The sequence below is a fragment of the Halobacteriovorax sp. GB3 genome (assembly GCF_028649655.1).
Lineage (GTDB): Bacteria > Bdellovibrionota > Bacteriovoracia > Bacteriovoracales > Bacteriovoracaceae > BSW11-IV.
In genome coordinates this window covers 163,478-178,392 of sequence record NZ_JAQSLN010000003.1, presented here as the reverse complement: position 1 = coordinate 178,392, position 14,915 = coordinate 163,478, and the positions used below count along the sequence as shown (strand labels likewise).

Sequence of the window (14,915 nt, the reverse complement as noted above, 5' to 3'; positions counted from 1 at the left end):
ATGCTTTTAATAGACAAGAATTCAGATAAATTCTTTGCAAAGAATTACTGTGGGGGAAAGGGACATAATCTCTACAAATTATCAAACGAAGGATTCAACGTTCCTTCGTGGTTTGTCATCCCACCACATTTTTTTGAAAACTATAAAATTGAAAATGAAATTGATCAAAAGATCGCCCTCATCCTAGAGAGTAAAGAAGACAATAAGACAAAAGAGCTTTCAATCAAAAATACTATTCTAAGTGCGAACTACTCTTTAGAAATGACTAAAGAACTCTTAAAAAGAAGAGAAGCTTTAAAAAGCGAATACATTGCTGTTCGCTCCTCAGCATTAGATGAAGATGGAGGCGCTCACAGCTTTGCAGGGATGTTAGAAAGTGCTCTTTATATCAAAGATGATGATTTTTTTTTAAAGGCGATAAAAAATTGCTGGGCCAGCGCTTATAGTGAAAGATCTCTCTCTTATAGAAGTGAAAATAAACTCTCCACGACAAATATCGCCATATCCCTAGTCGTTCAAGAAATGATAAACCCCGATATTAGCGGTGTTGCTTTTAGCACGAACCCAATAAACCAAAAGGCCAGTGAATCAATTATCAATGCCGTTTATGGCGTAGGAGAAGGCCTTGTAAGTGGACTTTATGAACCTGATAATTTTGTTATTAACAAAGAAGATAACACGGTTATTTCTAGTGAAATAGCATCGAAAGAAAAGATGCTTGTTCAAGACTTTGAAAACCAATGTCCTAAAGAAGTTGATGTAGAAATAAATGCTCAAAACAATCCAACTTTGAAAGACAAGCACATTAAAGAATTATCAAAATTAATTAAAAAGATAGAACTTTTTTACAAGTACCCACAAGATATCGAATGGGCCATCTACAAAGATGAAATCTTTATTCTTCAGTCAAGACCTATTACGACAGAGGTAGAAAATCCAATGGGACACCTCTATATATGGGACAATTCAAATATTGTTGAAAGTTACGGGGGGATAACGAAACCTCTTACTTTTGGATTTGCCCACTATGTCTACCATCAAGTTTATGTGCAATTTTGTGAAGTTCTCATGGTGCCAAAATCGCAGATTAAAAAGATGGACTACTTTCTTAAAAACATGCTTGGACATATGAGAGGAAGGGTTTATTACAATCTATTAAACTGGTATAAATTAACATCTATTCTTCCAGGATATAAATACAACAGATCCTTTATGGAAACGATGATGGGTACAAATAGTGCACTTGAAGATGAAATCGCACAGAGGACAAGACCACCAGCATTTCAAAATACTTTTTCAGGAAAGCTTAGAAAAATACTCACAGGTTTTAAGTTTTTCTATTTCCATTTAAACATCCAAAATATCGTCGACAATTTCCTTAGCTACTTCTACAAGGAATACGATTACTTCAAGGCCATAGATTTTGAGACAATGAGTAGCGATGAAATCTATTTAAAGTATCAAGAACTTGAAGAAAAGATGCTTTGGAAATGGCATGCTCCCATTATCAATGACTTTCTTTGCATGGTTCACTTTGGCCTCTTTAAAAAATTAACCGATAAATGGCTAAGTCACCTTGGTGATAATTTTCATAATGACCTCCTCGCAGGTAATGGCAATCTTGAATCGGCCTTGCCAACAAAAGAACTTATCCGACTTGCCGGTGTAGCTAGCAAGACCGAAGGACTTGTAATTTTTTTAAAGACCTATGATAATGACTCACTCATTGAGGCCTTAAGACAAAGTGATTTTCAAGATTTCTATCAAGAAGTTGTCACATACATTGATAAATATGGATTTCGCTGTATGAGTGAAATGAAGCTCGAACAAAAAGATCTGTATCAAAACCCTGGGCTCTTTTTTACTTTTTTGAAAAACATCATTAACTCGGGCCAAACAGATCTTGAAGAATTCGAACAAAGAGAAAAGGCCATTCGAGTCAAGGCCGAAGAACTTCTACAAAACAATATTCAAGGTTACAAAGAAAAAATATACCGATGGTCATTAAAGCATGCTCGAAAAGCAGTAATGAACAGAGAGAACACACGTTTTTGTCGTACACGAGTTTATGGAATCGTAAGAAGAATGTTCTTTGCCATGGGTGAAGACTTCACAAGAAGAAATGTTATTAAATGTCCTGAGGATATCTTCTATCTGGCACTCTTTGAACTTAAAGGTGCACTTGAGGGAACGTTAAACATTACAAACTTAAAAGCAATTATCGAAACAAGAAAGTCTGAGTATCAAGAATTTGAAAAAGAAGATGATCCTCTCTCACGTTTTCACACGAGAGGGCCTGTCTATTGGAATAACACATTCTTTGCCAAAGAAGAGATCGTTATTGATCGTGAAGGACTCAAAGAAAACGAACTTGCAGGCCTTGGTTGTTGCCCAGGAATTATCGAGGGTACAGCAAGACTTGTTAATGGCCCTGATGATGATCTCAATCTTAACGGTGAAATTCTTATAACAAAGAGAACCGACCCAGGCTGGATTCCACTCTACCCTTCAATTTCGGCACTTCTTGTTGAAAGAGGTGGTCTACTCTCCCACTCAGCGATTGTCGCAAGAGAAATGGGACTTCCAACCATTGTTAGTATAGAAGGTCTAACAAAGAAAATTAAAACGGGAATGAAACTTCGTATTGACGGAGAGAAAGGACTCATCGAAATTCTCGAGGAGAATGAATAATGAAACAAGAATTCTGGCTTCAGGCCTGGGAAGAAAATAACATTGGATTTCATCAGAGTGAAACAAATCCCTTACTTCTAAAGTATGAAACACATTATTTTAAAAGAGCAAAGAGAGTTTTAGTTCCACTTTGTGGGAAAAGCCTAGATCTTCTCTATCTAAAAGATATTTGCCAAGAGGTTGTTGGCGTTGAAATATCGAAGAAGGCCATGCAAGACTTTATAGATGAGAATAATCTAAAGGCCATCCGATCGACTCGAGGGCCCTATGAATGTTATCAAATTGATAATTTAACATTACTCTGTGGCGACTTCTTCGAACTTTCTTCCTTTTTAGAAAAGTCCAATCAAAAACCATTCGATCTTATTTACGATCGAGCATCCAATGTAGCTCTTCCCCCTGAAATGAGAACTCTTTACTATGAACATATGAAAAAGCTCCTCTCAGATGAAGGTCAAATCTTCTTAGTAGGACTTTACCAAGATGTGGATCTAAGCTTTGGACCTCCATTTTCGATTTCTAATGAAGAGCTTTTCAATGGCTATGGAGAACATTTTCAAATTAGCGAATTGGAGACCAATGAATACAAAGCAAATGGTCGTTTTAAAGATGCTGGCATCAAAAAATTAAAAAGAACAGTGTACTCTATAGAAATGAAAAAAGGCCCATAAGAGGGCCTTTTTCTTGCGTTAAATTGTCATTTAATCTTAGTACTTAAAGATCTCACCATTGCCATTTACATAAAACAATTCACTCGACTGGATAAACTTTAAAACAGTCTTTGCAGTATAATCAATGCGAATCGATGCTCCTGCCACTGGGTTTTCTGATGATCCCGAGTTTGTGATATTAATAAGTGCTGATAGAGCATTGAAATCAAACCCCCAAGCAACAGATACATTAGAGGCAATCACTTGAACACCTGTTAAATAGCTCCCCTTACCTTCATATTGCCCACCACCTTGCATAATCACAGTATAAACGAAGCTGATTACCTTTGATCCAAATCCGTTTTTGTAAACAACTTTGAAACTCTTCGCCTTAGGCGCTTTCCAATTTGTCATTTCATAGAAAGTAACATCTGGAGAAACTTCTTTTCTAAAAGGTAGAACTGAAATTGGCGTATTCATATTAACATCAACAACAGGCTTACCAGCTTCAACGATAGGCCAAACTTTCTTCCCTAGAGCGATAAGCTTATCAACGATAGTGATAACACTTCCAATTTGATCGGCATAACCTTTGTCTACTAGTGAAATTTCACTAGGCGTTTCAACTGGTTCTACTTCAATTTTTGAAATCGTAAAATAAGGATCATCATTTTTTGACTCAAAACGGTCTTGTTGCGTAAATGGCAGATCTTTAGCGAATGCACTTGTCGATAAAACGAGTGCGAAAACAAATGTTAAAGTCCATTTCATTCGTCATTCCCCCTTCCTTAATAGATCAATATGATCTTGAATAATCGATATGTGTGTTGGTGCGTTTAAAATAAACAGAACGGGGGAATCCGTCAATTGAGGATTTGATGTTTTAATCTAACAAATACTTAATATTAAAGGTAAAAAGAGGTCATAATGACACTAGCTCTCCCAATCTTGAAAGCTCTCTAAAAAGCCTCGAACAATTTGCTGTTCGATCTTTCCCTTTTCATGAGCAGGCACTGTCACACGCACATTTAGTTCTAACTCATTAACTTTACAAAAACGTATATGAACACGTGGTTCAAGCCCTGGAGTTTGAAGATGGGCCTTCTTTTGGACATAATCAATATAACGCTCAGCTTCTTCTTTATAAGGTGTGTAAGCGAGATGGGCCTGTTCTAACAAGATCTTACTGGCCTTACTCCAGTTGGCCTTGACATTTAAAGGAACAACAAATGTATGAAGCACATAGTTTTTAGTGAACGATTCATTTTGAACATTGTGCGAAAGAAAAAGTGAATTAGGTACTGTAATGGAGCGACCTGTGTATTGGTGTGTTCTCTGCCCTGGACCAATTTCTAATAAGCGAGTAGAAAAAAGTCCTCGATCAATAACATCACCCCTAATCCCATTGACTTCGATTCTATCTCCTAGATGAAACATTCCTGATGTAGCTCGGTAAACTCCACCAAGAAAGCATAGAATCAACTCTTTTGTCGCAACGACAACAGCGACCCCAATGGCAACGAGAGAAAGTGCTAAATTTCGAAGTTCATCATTCCAAAGACTAATAAGAAAGAAAACGGTCACAAAAAGAGTGAGAGCATTAAAGTTAAGAACTGTTTTTCTCTTTCTGTCTCTATTATAACTTTCATTTTTTAAAATGATTGCTGAGAAGATATTTTTAAAAAGAATGGCCAAAAGTATGATAACCAATGACCACTCAAATTTAGATAAAGATAAACTTTGAATTTTTTCTAACATAACAATTCTATTTATTTCAGCTCTTTAACCTTAGAGCTTCCGGTTATATTCACTGAGCATACTTTAACATAACTTGGGCACGTGATGCTAGAGCTAGATCGCATCCCATAGGTATCAGAAGTATTTACATGAGCTAATTTTGAAGAAAGCCAATCAATATTATTGAATATTCTGTGGTAGGAATCATTAATTCTAAGATTATAAAGGTGCGATGTTATTTTTCCATTTTCCATCAAAAGTGTTCCAAAGCGAGAAGTTCCAGTGAACTCTCCTTTTGCAGCATTTGTGATATTCATATAGTGAATATAGGGAATAAAGAGGGTTTTCTTTTTAGAATTCTTAACTACCTGATCAAATGTCTCTGGGCCATCTCCTTGATGAACTTTAATTGAGGCCACAGAGAAGTCATTATTTATATCTAAGCTAAAACGGTCACAACTATCTTTATCAGAATAGAAAAGATTTGATAGAACACCATCAGTTATCAGAGGAAAAAACTTTCTTTCAACACCATTTAATCCAACAGGTCTAGCATAGAGAATATCTGGATCATTTGGATCATCGCTAATCGTAACATTATCGCCAAAAACTTTAGTGCCAATGGCGTGCTTATCTTTTTGTAACATTCCCGACTGATACTCAAATCTCTCGCCACTAAGGGCCATCCAAGACATATAATTTGTAATTTCAGCGAAAGCATCACTTGAAAAGACAATATCATACTCTCCTGGCTCAAGATCTAGACGTGTTGTTTCTTTCTTTATCTCATAAGTTTTTTTAAGGCCGTTGATGATCTCATCAGAATTAAATTCATTGAAAAACTCGCCAACACGGGCCTCACGAATTTCTTTTTTATCGTCTTTTAATAACTGTAAGACAACTTCTACGTTCCAATCACTACCTTGGTAATAAATGGCCTTTTCAACAAGAGTATTAATTACGCAATATCCGTGAACTCCAGCACTAAAGGCGCCAGAAAAGTCTACTTCACCTGCATTGATTTCCTCTGCAAAATTGGAGCGAACCTTGGAAAAAAGTTCGACGAGCTTAGCGCTTTCAAGGTTAACAAGCGTTTGATCATATTTGTTTTGATTGAGTTCCCCCTGAGCAATAGGCCTCATAGGTCTTAAGTGCTCTACTTCGCTCATAAAATCAATCTTATTATAAAGCTCGACGATGAAAGTCTTAATAGCATCAAGCTCACGATCTAATTGATTTGAAACAACAGCAGAAATTTTCTTTTTAACTTTAAATAAATCAATATACAGGCGAGTTGAACACTCTTCAACATTGAGTGAGATTTGAGATCGCCCGGCCCTCACCAAATGAGAAACTTCACTTCTATATGTTAGAGAACCTTCAATATGACTATCTTTTAAAAATTGATTCAACTCTTCTAAATATGTTTTTACTTTATTTAATTCTAACATCATTAATCTCCAACCTGAACATTTGAAAAGACACACACGGGAACTCCGTGGCCAAGGCGCATGATTTGATTCGGCTGCCCTTTTCCACAGTTAAATGTTGGCATAAGTTTCCAAGTTGACTGATCTCCAACATACTTAAGAGCATTCCAAAACTCTAAGCTCTCTCCACGATAACTTGGATTTCTAACCACTCCTGTTACTTGTCCCTTTTCAATACGCCATCCTATTTCACAGGCAAAGTGAAAGTTCTCGCGATTAGAACCTATCGACCATGATCGAGGTGTATCGAGAATAACTCCGTTATCAATTTTTGAAATAAGCTCTTCAAAATTTCCATCACTGCCAAAGTCGATATTAATATTATTCATTCTCTCAATAGGCATGCGGTTATAGCTTTCTGCACGGCAAGTAGCACCAGATTCTTTAAAAACCTCACGCTTTGCAAGAGCATTTGCTTCAACGACCATTTGTCTTGATGTGATTGCATCTTTTAGAATTCCCTTTTCAATCATAAGGACATTCTTTGCCTTCACTCCATCATCATCGAGGCCGATGCTTCCTGGTGAATTTTTGACCGTACCATCGGCCCTCGCATTTAATTTAGAGCTACCAAATTTAAGAGTGCCGAAATCTTCAAGGGAAATATGAGAACCACCAGCATAAGATAATTCATAACCAAGAATTCTATCGAGTTCTAAAGCGTGGCCAATCGTCTCATGCGTTTGAAGGGCCATCATATCGTTAAGTAAAACGACATCCATTTTACTTTTATCTAAAAGAGGAGCATCGAGTATTTGCAGTAACTCTTCTTTGATTCTTTGGGCCTGGTCGAATCTCTCTGTTTTAAAGTTCTCAAAACCACTTGTTCCTTCACTATCTAACCAAAGGCCATGGCTTCTTCTTTGATTTAGACCATCACAATCTTTGGCCATGATAAATTGGCCTCCATCGATTTCCATAAGAGAGCGAACAAATTCAGTCCCTTCACTATCGCAGTAGAAGATCTCTCTTTTATAAAATGAACAATAGGCGCCCCAAAAATCGAATCTCTCATGAGAGAGTTTACGATCGACATCAAGTAAGCAATTGAGCTTTTCTTCCAAAGAGACTGAGAAAGGATCAATTTCAAAAGACGATTTATAAGTTGTTTTTACGATTTCCTTTGGTGATTGAACAATGGGGTAACGAATGAGCTTTGAACTTGCCTTGGCCTTATCAATGGCCCTTTTAGCACATTCTAAAACACCTTCCTTTGTTAAGGTCTCACTGCTAGAAAAACCCCAAGCTCCATCAAAAAGAACGCGAATCCCAAGGCCTTTCTTTGTCTCTAACGAGTAATTTTTAAGAGAGCCATTGAGAGTTGAAATATGTTCTTGCTCGTCGCGTAAATGAAGCCGTATATCAGCATAGCTTGCACCCATGTTGATTAATTCACTAATAACTTCTCTAGAAATTTCTTTCATATAAAGGCCCTTTTTATTTTCTTATTTTTTGAATAGATGAATCACACTTTACTTCATCACGATCACACCAAATAGTGGATTTTCCAACTTTGGAAACACAGCGCTTAAGAACTTCAGACTTCGCTTCAAGCTCACTTTCTCCATTCCCTGAAAATACGCCATTGAAACTCGTAGATAAAGTGCAATGATAAATTTTAGTATCTACAAGCGCTGTCTTAACTTCAATTCCACTTTCAAGTTCATAGACTCTATTTTGAAGATGCCAGACCGCTCTTTCTAACTGGTGAATTCTCTTAATCATCTCTTTATTACTTTGATACTTATCTTTTCCAACTTCAATGCGTAAGATTTTTTCTCCATCTTTTAACGTAATCTCTTTAGAAAATGATGAAGCTGAAAACGTTGTCATAACTAACGCAGAGAAAATGGTCATAATTTTAGTTTCGAGACCTTTATTTTTCATTGGAAATACCCCTCAGTATTGATCACTGTTGATTTTGCCCTTTCATAGCAAACGCTGACATAATAGGTAATTTAGCCTCGATATAGAAGTTTTTTTTAAGGCTTGACTTACGCAAAACTTACGCGCAAAATAGATTTATGGCCCTAACAAAGAAACAAAAAGAAATTTACGATTATATCTGTTCATACTTCGATAAAAATGGAGTTGCACCGACCCAAAAAGAAATCAAAGAGCACTTCTCTTTTAAATCTTTTGGCTCCGTTCAGCGCTATATCAAATATCTCAAAGATGAAGGTCTTCTCGAAACGGACTGGAATGCACGCCGCGGATTAAAGCCGCAGACCAAAAAAGAGCAAAATAGCACTAACACATCTTCTGCTAACTCTTTCGAAGAAAATGAAATAGCACTTCTTGGTGATGTGGCAGCAGGTATTCCAATTGAGGCCATTGAAAATCCGACCAATACAATCTCAGTTCCTCCAGGACTTATTAATAAGTCAGGAAAGCACTTTGCTCTTAATGTCTGTGGAGATTCCATGATTGATGATGGAATTTTAGACGGAGATATTATTATCTGCCGCTATCAACAAACGGCCAATCAAGGACAAACAGTTGTGGCCCTCGTTGATGGTGAGGCCACCGTAAAGAGATTCTATAAAACGAAGAATATCATCGAACTTCACCCGGCCAATAAAGCAATGAAACCATTTCGAATTGATCCTAGAGAGCAAGAAGTCTCACTTGCCGGAGTCTTAGTTGGTCTTATTCGCTCTTATGAATGATTACCTAGATAATAACAATTTTCTTCCAAAACAAATTCCTAGAAAAATTATTCATATTGATATGGATTGTTTCTATGCTCAAGTAGAAATGAGAGACGATCCCTCACTAAGAGAAAAGCCACTGGCCATAGGAGGCCCGCCAGGTAGACGATCAGTCCTGTGTACGGCCAATTATGTAGCTAGAAAATATGGAGTAAGGGCGGCCATGCCAAGTACAACGGCACAAAAGCTCTGCCCAGACCTTATTTTTATGGCGCCAAATTTTAGTAAATACAAAGAGGTCTCCTCTGTTATACGCCTTATTTTTCAAGAGTACACCGATCTTGTTGAGCCTCTAAGTCTAGATGAGGCCTATCTCGATGTCACTAATTGCACTAAATGCAACGGCTCAGCGACACTTATAGCAAAAGAAATCAAAGAAAAAATCTATGAAGCGACAAATCTCACAGCTTCAGCAGGTGTTGCGCCTAATAAGTTTCTAGCAAAAGTTGCTAGTGATTGGAAAAAACCTAATGGCCTCTACGTCATCACTCCTTCTGAGGTTAGAGATTTTGTAAAAAGTCTTCCCGTAAAAAAGATAAGTGGTGTTGGCCCGGTTACGGCAGCAAAATTAGAGAAGCTTGGAATCAAAACCTGCCAAGATATCCTTTTAAAAGGAGAAGAAAAACTATCCAGACACTTTTCAAATTACGCCCCCACTCTTTGGCAATATGCTCATGGTATCGATAATCGCGAGGTCGTCACAGATTGGGTAAGAAAGAGTCTCACCCATGAAGAGACCTTCATGGTAGATCTCATTGATCTTGAAGAATGCCAATCTAAAGTCGTTGAAATTCTCGAAGAAGTGATAGTAAGACTTAAGAAATTCAAAGAACAAAAGGGTGAAGAGTGTGAGATCTCACTTGGTATTGTTAAGTTGAAATTTAATGACTTTAAAAGTGTAAGTGTACAAAAAAGCCGATATGATGACTTCTTTGAAGAAATTTGGGAGAATGGAAAGTATCATATAGAGCATGTTGAGTTTTTCAAAGATCTGATGGCCCAGGCATTTTTCAAAGGAAATAGACCCGTTAGGCTCATCGGTCTTGGTTTTCGGTTTAAAGAAAAAGATGAATTCAAACAGCTCAACTTTTTAAACTTATGTCAGGCCAATTCATAGGCAAACAAATGGATACGTCATATGAGTCGTGAGATAGTCTCTCTCTTTGAAAAACAGGCCAATGAAATCTTCATCATTTCAGGTGATGCTTCTTATACCTATGACGATATCTATCAATTATCACTTGCTCACCATGAGACACAAAAACATAATTCGATTATTTACAACGATCATAGTGATCCGATCGACTTTATCACTCTGTTATTTTACACTTTAATTCATTCTAAAGTTCATATTGCCCTTGACTCAAATCTACCAGAGAAAACAAAAGAGCTTCTTATTGAAGAGGTTGAAAAAGAGCCTTTTAATGACCATGATGACCTCGTCATTTTTACCTCTGGAAGCTCTGGAAAACCTAAGGGCGTTATTCACTCCCTCGAAAGTATAATACTTAGCTCAAAGTCAACAATCTCTCATTATTCAATTGATCACTCTGATGCTTGGGGCTTAAGTCTTCCCCTTTTTCATATTGGTGGAATGATGATTGTTTTTCGTATGTTCTTCACTGGCGCTAAAGTTGTTCTTGCAAAAAATAATGATCTATCAACTTTTTTCCATCCTGAGATTACCTTCTTGAGCCTCGTTCACACTCAACTATTACGCTTAGTAGAATCAATTGAACAAGGAAAATTCAAGCGTCCAAACTTCAAGGGAATCATCCTTGGGGGAGCAAAAACATCTGAATCTCTACTTGAAAGAGCGATTCAACTAGACCTCTCTCTTTCAAACTCCTATGGATCTAGCGAACTGTGTGCTCAGGCCATTGCTACGCCACTGACTCAAGACTTAAACATCCTACGCACAGTAGGCTCTGTAATGCCCTATCGACAAATATCAATAAATGAAGGACATCTTCAATTCGAAAGAACAGCTGACAATCAAATTCTCTTTCATCGCTACCTTGGAGATGGACCAAAGAATATTAAAATCTTTCAAACGACTGATTTGGCCAGAATGAGTGAATATGGAATTGAGATACTTGGTAGAAGTGATCATATTTTTCAAAGTGGTGGTGAAAATATCAATCCACAAGAAATTGAAATGGCCCTTAATCAAAATAAAGAGATTAAAGACTCTCTTGTGTGCTCCTTTTCTCACGATCAATTTGATCTTGCGCCAATGGCCTTCATTGAAGTCAATCAACCTCTCGATCAACAAACTTTAAGAGATCACCTCAAACATACCCTTTCCACTTACAAAGTCCCTAAATACTTTATTCAAGACAAGACTTTGAGCTATCTAAAAAAGGGAATTAAAAAAAGTAGGGCACTAGCGAGTAACTTTACCATGAAGCAAAACTCTTACCATTTTAGCTTCTATGGTAACGCTAAGAATCCTGCCCTTGTGATGATTCATGGATTCATGGGTCAATCAAGTGACTTCTTAAATATAGTTAATCATATGATGCAAAATTATTTTATCTGCCTCATTGATCTTCCTGGCCACGGCCAAAATTCGCATAAGACATTTAAAAGTTGGGATATTTTTTTAGCTGACCTTAAATCACAAATCCCTTTTGAAAAATACAATCTATTTGGCTATTCCCTAGGAGGTCGAGTTGCCATTGGCCTTAGCTACATAGATGATCGCATTAATAAAATAATCATCGAGTCTTCTAATTTAGGCATCTATGATCATGAAAAAGAAAAGCGTAGAGAATTTGATCAAACTCTTTTTGATGGCATCCAAACCCAAGCTGATCTCGACTCTTTTCTAGAGCACTGGTATTCGATGGAGATCTTTAAAGGAATAACGAATACACCAAAAAAATCAATCCATTCTTTAAATGGATGGAAACAATGCCTAAATTTTCTATCAGTAGCAGAACAGCCAAATTACTGGGATTCTCTAAGGGCCTTAAAGCCACTTCACTATATTTACGGAAGTGATGATTTAAAATACGCTCGCTTCGCTCTGCGCTTGGGTCTTGTAGGTCATAAAATCTATAAAATTGAAGGTGCCTCTCACAATGTTCACCACATGAAAGAAGATGAATTTCTAAAGTCGTTCAAGAGAGCTCTAACTCTCTGAAATAACATCCGTAAACGATCCTAAACTAAGGCCTAAACGCGAAATAACCGACAAGTAAGGTATGGCAACGATCAACAAAATCATTCATGCCCTCAATAGAAAATCAACAGACAAGCCTGTTCAAAAGCTTGTTGATGAACTTCGTGAAACGAATAAGCGAATCTACGAAACGCAAAGAGAATTAAAATTAGAACAAATAAAGCCTCACCAAGCGAAGGGTTCACCCTATATTGAAGACAGGGAGTTCTTTGACCCCTCCGTCAGACAAGATTCAGACCTTGAGGCCTCGTGGCGAAATGAACCAAAATCCAGAGCGGAAAAAGCGCAGGAAATTTACAAAGAAGAGAGCTTGAAAAAATTGAACATATATTAAAAAAAAGGGAAGCATTAAGCTTCCCTTTTTTTATTTCTTAGACTTCTTTTTCTTTTTCTTTGTTTTCTTCTTACCTTTTTTCATTCTCATAAGAACAAAGGCAACGACTGCAGCACCAATGATATACATGATCATATCATTTGAACCATCACTTGCACCGGACTTCTGTCTCTTTCTAGCTCCTAAACCGATATCCAGAGCATCCGATCCATCTTCAACAAACTCACCTTCACCAGGTAGTGAGCCATCTCTTGCTTGTCTAACAAACTTAGTTGGCGAGTTTTTCATTTGAGCGAAAACTTTTAGCGACTCAACAATTCCGTCAATAACTTTTGAATAACTACTATAGTGATCTTTAGAAACAGAGAATGTTACCAAAACCCCAAGGTCACCTTTAACAGTTGCAAGATAGCGAGTATAAAAACCAGGAACCTCACTAGCGAGATGAAGAGAATCAACCCACTTGTGCCCTTTGATATCTTTGATATTTGTATACTTTGGCTCACTCACCTGCTTCTTTCCACCAGGGATCTTGAACTCTTTTGTATTCTTTAAATACGTTTGGTAGTGAGAAAGACTATCTTGTCCACCTTTAAGCTTGGCAGCAAGAATAATGATTGCCTCTTTCTTTCTATTATTATTTGTCGACTGACAAACCCATTCAGAGCCTTCCATTGCACACTCCCAACCGTTAGGAAGGAGGAACTCTGTAAACTGACTGGTAAAGACTTTAGCGTGAACTCCAAAGGAGATAAGTGCGATGGCAACCAATAAAAAACGTTTCATCATTTTAATAACCTTTTAAATATAAGCGTTAATTTATTTTACTCTAACTTAATCTTAGGCCCAAACAACTGGTCATTTTTTCCTGATTTCAGTTACTTGCTCTAGCAACAAAACCTTTCAAAATGGGCATCTTTTTATAGAGCTTTTGCAGGCGAACGATAGACCAATTCGCTCCAAGCTCGACGATATGCCCACTAGCTACCAAGACGTTTCCACCGAAGTAGTCCGTTTTATAAATATCGAACTTCATTCCCTTTTCGACATCTTGAGCTAAACCATGATCAATTTTTACGAACTTACCTCTCGCAGAAACTTTTAAAACAGTGGCCTCTATTGTGTATTCCTTAAATTTATTAATTTTCTTTTGAGAAGATGTGCTATTGCCCTTAGATTGATAAGTTAGTTGAATCCCAAGAGATGCACCTTGGTCAGTGGAGACCCCACGAAAAACATTAGCAAACTCACCACCAATTTTAAAATTGCCAAAGGCCATGGCCCCACGAATATAACCGGCCGTATGGGCGCGATTTACGGAATTAAAGAGAGCTGAAGAACTTGGAGTTGATTGAAATGGTCTTTCATCTTCACTATCAGCACCGAGAGATTCAATACCTTTCACTCCTAAATCAATTCCAAAACGATTGTAGTGAAAAGATGTTGAAAGATCGTAAACAATCTCTGGACTCAAACCATTTGGAGGAGCGTTGTAGGCCAAATAAGCATCGAATGCATTTGTTTGAGACCTAAGCCAGCTGGCATACATACCAAGCTGAAATTCCGATCCAGAGTCACCAAGAACTTTATCTTCAGAATCGACAGCTGCTGAAGTTGCATAGTCTGTATTTGTATACATTGTCTTTCTAAAGCGAGCGTTTAGAGCATAGCGCATATTTCCAACAGGAGAGAAGGGATACTTAACACCTAGCCAATATGACTCTCCACCACTAACAGTTTGAGCTTCTCCCGATACGGTGTCTTCATATGTACGATAGCGACCACCGAGGTTGAATTCGAAACTATCATTGAAAGAATAATACAAATTTGTATCAATATCTCTTTTTATAAAACCATCATCTTCATTGTCGTAACTAACTTCATTACCATCAACATCGTATCGAGCAAGAGTTTCAAATTGCGTTGCTGAAACACTTAATTCAAATTGTTTTTGATAGAGGATCTCAGCTTTTGGACGATAGACAATATCGTGAGCATAGACAGAAGATATTGACAGACATGAAATGAGAAGAGAATTTTTAATATTCATATGCATCCTTAGTTGATTCAACTATAGGATACTAAAAAAGTTCTTTATCTTGTAGAAAGCGAAGC

At 37.3% G+C, this 14,915-nt stretch carries 13 protein-coding genes; 6 read left to right on the top strand and 7 right to left on the bottom strand.

Annotation, left to right across the window (positions count from 1 at the left end; all coding sequences use genetic code 11):
- Positions 1-2,691, top strand: coding sequence for a phosphoenolpyruvate synthase (locus tag HBN50_RS07030; protein ID WP_273868888.1), 2,691 nt, complete (start codon positions 1-3; stop codon positions 2,689-2,691).
- Complete coding sequence (locus HBN50_RS07025) at positions 2,691-3,362, top strand: hypothetical protein (protein WP_273868886.1); 672 nt, start codon at positions 2,691-2,693, stop codon at positions 3,360-3,362. Before HBN50_RS07030 ends, HBN50_RS07025 begins: the two co-directional genes overlap by 1 nt.
- Positions 3,363-3,398: 36 nt before the next feature.
- Here HBN50_RS07025 and HBN50_RS07020 read toward each other — a convergent pair whose 3' ends face one another.
- The 5 genes from HBN50_RS07020 to HBN50_RS07000 form a co-directional block, all read right to left on the bottom strand.
- Positions 3,399-4,112, bottom strand: a complete 714-nt coding sequence (locus tag HBN50_RS07020) for a hypothetical protein (protein WP_273868885.1) — start codon at positions 4,110-4,112, stop codon at positions 3,399-3,401.
- 162 nt (positions 4,113-4,274) lie between these two features.
- A complete protein-coding gene (locus HBN50_RS07015; protein WP_273868884.1) occupies positions 4,275-5,099 on the bottom strand; it encodes a mechanosensitive ion channel family protein in 825 nt (274 codons plus the stop codon).
- 11 nt (positions 5,100-5,110) lie between these two features.
- A complete protein-coding gene (locus HBN50_RS07010) occupies positions 5,111-6,532 on the bottom strand; it encodes a metallopeptidase TldD-related protein (protein ID WP_273868883.1) in 1,422 nt (473 codons plus the stop codon).
- On the bottom strand, positions 6,532-7,992 hold the full coding sequence (locus tag HBN50_RS07005; RefSeq protein ID WP_273868882.1) for a TldD/PmbA family protein: 1,461 nt from the start codon (positions 7,990-7,992) through the stop codon (positions 6,532-6,534). The genes HBN50_RS07010 and HBN50_RS07005 overlap by 1 nt, the downstream gene beginning before the upstream one ends.
- 13 nt (positions 7,993-8,005) lie before the next feature.
- Entirely contained in the window at positions 8,006-8,455 is a 450-nt protein-coding gene (locus HBN50_RS07000; protein ID WP_273868881.1) for a hypothetical protein, read from the bottom strand.
- Positions 8,456-8,592: 137 nt separating this feature from the next.
- On the opposite strand from HBN50_RS07000, the gene lexA reads away from it, so the two are divergent.
- From lexA to HBN50_RS06980, 4 genes are all read left to right on the top strand, one after another.
- The gene (gene lexA / locus HBN50_RS06995; protein WP_273868880.1) at positions 8,593-9,237 is read left to right on the top strand and encodes a transcriptional repressor LexA; all 645 of its coding nucleotides are present in this window, start codon (positions 8,593-8,595) and stop codon (positions 9,235-9,237) included.
- Positions 9,212-10,396, top strand: a complete 1,185-nt coding sequence (gene dinB / locus HBN50_RS06990) for a DNA polymerase IV (protein WP_273868879.1) — start codon at positions 9,212-9,214, stop codon at positions 10,394-10,396. Before lexA ends, dinB begins: the two co-directional genes overlap by 26 nt.
- 21 nt (positions 10,397-10,417) lie before the next feature.
- On the top strand, positions 10,418-12,427 hold the full coding sequence (locus tag HBN50_RS06985; protein WP_273868878.1) for an alpha/beta fold hydrolase: 2,010 nt from the start codon (positions 10,418-10,420) through the stop codon (positions 12,425-12,427).
- Positions 12,428-12,488: 61 nt separating this feature from the next.
- Positions 12,489-12,800 carry a hypothetical protein gene (locus tag HBN50_RS06980; protein ID WP_273868877.1) on the top strand — a complete coding sequence of 104 codons (312 nt, stop codon included), beginning with the start codon at positions 12,489-12,491 and terminating at the stop codon, positions 12,798-12,800.
- A gap of 30 nt (positions 12,801-12,830) precedes the next feature.
- On the opposite strand, the gene HBN50_RS06975 is transcribed toward HBN50_RS06980, so the two are convergent.
- Positions 12,831-13,589 carry a hypothetical protein gene (locus tag HBN50_RS06975; RefSeq protein ID WP_273868876.1) on the bottom strand — a complete coding sequence of 253 codons (759 nt, stop codon included), beginning with the start codon at positions 13,587-13,589 and terminating at the stop codon, positions 12,831-12,833.
- A gap of 85 nt (positions 13,590-13,674) precedes the next feature.
- Positions 13,675-14,850, bottom strand: coding sequence for a hypothetical protein (locus HBN50_RS06970; protein WP_273868875.1), 1,176 nt, complete (start codon positions 14,848-14,850; stop codon positions 13,675-13,677).
- Positions 14,851-14,915 lie beyond the last annotated feature (65 nt).

Bases quoted from the DNA above. Each gene is read 5' to 3' on its own strand.
- lexA (WP_273868880.1), top strand. From the start codon at position 8,593: ATGGCCCTAACAAAGAAACAAAAAGAAATTTACGATTATATCTGTTCA.
- HBN50_RS07025 (WP_273868886.1), top strand. From the start codon at position 2,691: ATGAAACAAGAATTCTGGCTTCAGGCCTGGGAAGAAAATAACATTGGA.
- HBN50_RS06970 (WP_273868875.1), bottom strand. From the start codon at position 14,850: ATGAATATTAAAAATTCTCTTCTCATTTCATGTCTGTCAATATCTTCT.
- HBN50_RS07005 (WP_273868882.1), bottom strand. From the start codon at position 7,992: ATGAAAGAAATTTCTAGAGAAGTTATTAGTGAATTAATCAACATGGGT.
- HBN50_RS07030 (WP_273868888.1), top strand. From the start codon at position 1: ATGCTTTTAATAGACAAGAATTCAGATAAATTCTTTGCAAAGAATTAC.
- HBN50_RS07010 (WP_273868883.1), bottom strand. From the start codon at position 6,532: ATGATGTTAGAATTAAATAAAGTAAAAACATATTTAGAAGAGTTGAAT.
- HBN50_RS07000 (WP_273868881.1), bottom strand. From the start codon at position 8,455: ATGAAAAATAAAGGTCTCGAAACTAAAATTATGACCATTTTCTCTGCG.
- HBN50_RS07020 (WP_273868885.1), bottom strand. From the start codon at position 4,112: ATGAAATGGACTTTAACATTTGTTTTCGCACTCGTTTTATCGACAAGT.
- HBN50_RS06980 (WP_273868877.1), top strand. From the start codon at position 12,489: ATGGCAACGATCAACAAAATCATTCATGCCCTCAATAGAAAATCAACA.
- HBN50_RS06985 (WP_273868878.1), top strand. From the start codon at position 10,418: ATGAGTCGTGAGATAGTCTCTCTCTTTGAAAAACAGGCCAATGAAATC.
- HBN50_RS07015 (WP_273868884.1), bottom strand. From the start codon at position 5,099: ATGTTAGAAAAAATTCAAAGTTTATCTTTATCTAAATTTGAGTGGTCA.
- HBN50_RS06975 (WP_273868876.1), bottom strand. From the start codon at position 13,589: ATGATGAAACGTTTTTTATTGGTTGCCATCGCACTTATCTCCTTTGGA.